Genomic DNA, 3,172 nt, shown 5'->3' with positions numbered 1-3,172 from the left:
ACCGCCCTTGGCATCCCCGTCACAAAGGCAGTGGCATAAATCCGTCTGGGGTAAGGGGAAAACCGTCCGTCAGCTGATTTGCGCAACAGAGTCCTGCACCACGATCATCCCCATCGGGACTGGTTCGATCGCCTTGGACCATGACGCACGATGACTTGCGCCAAGATCGGTTATCAATATGCATCGGTAGCCCTGATCTTGAGAACCTAGGGCTTGACGTCATTTTCCCGTTCATCCGCGAAATTGTTTATCCATTGACCCGCCGTTTTGGACGACAACCGCCGCCGTCTTAACTTCGTTGCTGCACCGTGCAGACGGCAAGGCATTGTTTTCGTTTGGAATACCCCTCGATATCAGACAGCTCGAAATCTCCGCCCGCTGTCAATTCGGCCATTCCCGGTAAACTGAATTATCGAAACGAGGATCGGCCATGCCCCAGAAAACCATCTCATATACCATCCGTCAGGCCCCTGAAGTCGCCAGGCAGATCGATGACCTGGCGAAGCGCCATGGGTTCCCGACACGGGCGAAGTTCATGTCGTACGCCGCGTTGACCTACGGCGGTGGCGGGGATGCAGCCATCGTTGCTGAGCTGTCGCAGATCAGCTACGCGCTCCATCAGATCGACCGGGCAGCTACCGAGCGGCTGCACCTCCTGAAGCCGAACGACATCGACGAGATCGGTCGCCGTGCCAGAGCCGCCCTGAACTCTGTCATCTTCCGGAACGCCGGATGAGACGGCATACCACTTTCCCCGACCAAGCTTACCCGATCCTCTCTTACCTATCGAAGGACGGCCAGATCCTCTCCGGCTCGATGCCGGTCCACACGTGGCGGCAGGCGTGCGACATGCTCCGGACGTTCGAGGCACCGCATGGAGCGGGACTTGTTCATATGACGCTCTCGATGCCTGCCGGTCGGGCCCTGACCGACGACGTCTGGCTCGCGGTCGCGCGCAGGGTGCTGACCGCCACGGGACTGCCGTCCGAGCAGGTGCCTTGGTTGATGTGGGGGCGGGAAGCCACTCGCTGCGACCACGTCCACATCGTCTCGGCAAGGCAGACATTCACCGGTCGGCATCTGGAGATCGCCACGTCAGTACGTGAAACGGATCGCATCGAGCGCGACGTCTGCCAGCTGCTAGGCCTGCCACAGCCCGCGTGGCGTCCTGACCCTAAGTTGGTTCTGGCACCTGACATCACCGTGCGGGCCCGTCGTAAGTCCGGACACGCGGGATGGTTTGCTGATGACCTGAACACGGTCATGTCGTCGGAGCGACCTGCCACCCTGCCCGCGCTCAACGACGCCTTGCGGGCACAAGGCTCGCCTTGGTCGCTGACCATGTCCGACGACCGACCCGGCCTGCTGATCCCGCGCAATGTCCTGACAGGAAAGGCCATCAACCCGAAATTCGCGGGGAGCGCATTCTCGTCGTCGCTGATTCTGAACCGTCTTGCCCTCGCCGCACGCCTCCGAGCTGTGGCGCTGACGATATTCCTGCGCCGGATCGCGGAAGTGATCCGTCAGACATCCGGGCTAAACCAACCCTCTGAAGGATTTTTGAATGACCGACCTGAACTCGGGCCACGACCGCACGCACGCCATGCTGGACAAGACGCGCGAGGACGTCCGTCGGCTGCACCCGCTGCTGCAGCTACTCGACCCCGACCAGGCGGACATCACGACGGAGTTCGCGATGCGCCTGATCACGCTGCTGGTCGAGGTGGAGGAGCGACTGGCGGAGCAAACGGCTGCCTTCACGGCGCAGACGACGGAGATTTCGGCGCTCCGGTCACAGCTGGACGGCCTCCAGACCGACCTCGACTTCCTCATGGGCACCAGCGATCCCGCGGAGCATGGGTCATCTTGATCCACAGACTGGCCCGGCGTGCCGGCCTGTACCTGTGGCACCGGTTCGTCGCGGATGGCTCAGCGATCATGCTGATGGGGACGGGCGGACAACGCGCGATACTCGACATTGCAGAGGCGGCCATCATCACTGGTGACGACACCCCGCCCGGCCCATGGCGCGACCTCCTTGACGGCCTTGTCCGAGACACGGGCTGCACCATCGACCTGATCCCAGATGCCATCGGGAAGGACGAAGACCTGATGCCCGTGTGATATGAGCGGCTTCCTTCCTTCTCGATTACATCACGCCTCGGTCGAGCGGCCTGACGATCCAGACGCCTTCACTCCGTGTCGTGGGCCTCGAGGATGCCGCACGTGGCCCGCCCTCTCATCGCCCTGAGCCGTATTTCCGCGGTCAACCTTTGCCCATCCACGGGGCGCAAGGGACCGACTGGATTGCCGGATTCAGCCGCGCAAGCATCTCGTCTCGAAACTGCGTGGTATCACGGTAGGTCCGGTCCGTTTCGTCCTGCGGGGTGTGTCCGACGATATCTTGGACGATGTCCTTTGCGATCGCGCTGTTGTGGCGCCTCAATGTGATGAACCGGTGCCTGAAAGAATGAAAGACCTTGCCGACAAGGTCAGAGCCGAGCTGTTCGTCCAGCACCTTTTTCCATTGCTTGTAAAAAACCCCGCCGAAGGAGCCGCCGGCAGCCGGCTTCAGCTCCGGGAAAAGGTCGGTCTCCCCACGGCTGTGCAAGCCGTCGACATAATCCCGGAAGCCGAGCTTCGTCAGGCCGTCGTGGATCGGCACGCAGCGCCGCGAAGACTTGTTCTTGAGCCGCCTGTTAGGATTCGGCCTGATATCGAAATGGGGAATGAAGTGTTGTGTCACGACATCGTCCAGCTTCATTCCGGCGATTTCCTCACGCCGCATGCCCGTCAGATCTGCGATCATTGGCATCCAATAGAGGCCAAAATCAGCGAACGCCTTTCCATCGCGATCGGTTTCAGGGCAGCGCCCCTCGCGCCAGATGGGGTGATCCGTCAATTTGGCGACGTCCTCATCCGAGAAGGCGAGGCGCTCGTTGCCTTCACCGTCTTCGGGGGTCGAATACAGATCTCTGAAGAACAATGCCGCACTCGGCACGATGCCGTGTTTCCTCCGGGCAAACGTCAGGAGATCGTTGATGATACCAAAGTTGCGATTCTTCGTGGCGGCGGACAGGGACTCTGTTGCGCAAATCAGCTGACGGACGGTTTTCCCCTTACCCCAGACGGATTTATGCCACTGCCTTTGTGACGGGGATGCCAAGGGCGG

4 protein-coding genes are annotated in these 3,172 nt (G+C 61.0%); 3 read left to right on the top strand and 1 reads right to left on the bottom strand.

Annotated elements, in window-relative coordinates; all coding sequences use genetic code 11:
* The first annotated feature begins 430 nt into the window (after positions 1-430).
* From BMX16_RS17110 to BMX16_RS17100, 3 genes are all read left to right on the top strand, one after another.
* Positions 431-736: a hypothetical protein gene (locus tag BMX16_RS17110; protein WP_089905989.1), complete on the top strand. Its 306-nt coding sequence runs from the start codon at positions 431-433 to the stop codon at positions 734-736.
* 828 nt (positions 737-1,564) lie between these two features.
* Positions 1,565-1,870 (top strand): hypothetical protein, encoded by a 306-nt coding sequence (locus BMX16_RS17105; protein WP_089905987.1) that lies wholly within the window; start codon positions 1,565-1,567, stop codon positions 1,868-1,870.
* The gene (locus BMX16_RS17100; protein ID WP_089905985.1) at positions 1,867-2,124 is read left to right on the top strand and encodes a hypothetical protein; all 258 of its coding nucleotides are present in this window, start codon (positions 1,867-1,869) and stop codon (positions 2,122-2,124) included. The genes BMX16_RS17105 and BMX16_RS17100 overlap by 4 nt, the downstream gene beginning before the upstream one ends.
* 142 nt (positions 2,125-2,266) lie before the next feature.
* Here the strand turns inward: BMX16_RS17100 and BMX16_RS17095 are convergent.
* A partial coding sequence (locus tag BMX16_RS17095; protein ID WP_143058095.1) for a site-specific integrase occupies positions 2,267-3,172 on the bottom strand: 906 nt, incomplete at its 5' end.

Source organism: Loktanella fryxellensis (assembly GCF_900110065.1).
GTDB lineage: Bacteria > Pseudomonadota > Alphaproteobacteria > Rhodobacterales > Rhodobacteraceae > Loktanella > Loktanella fryxellensis.
Note: the sequence above shows the minus strand (reverse complement) of the source record. Positions and strands in the feature narration are given on the sequence as shown.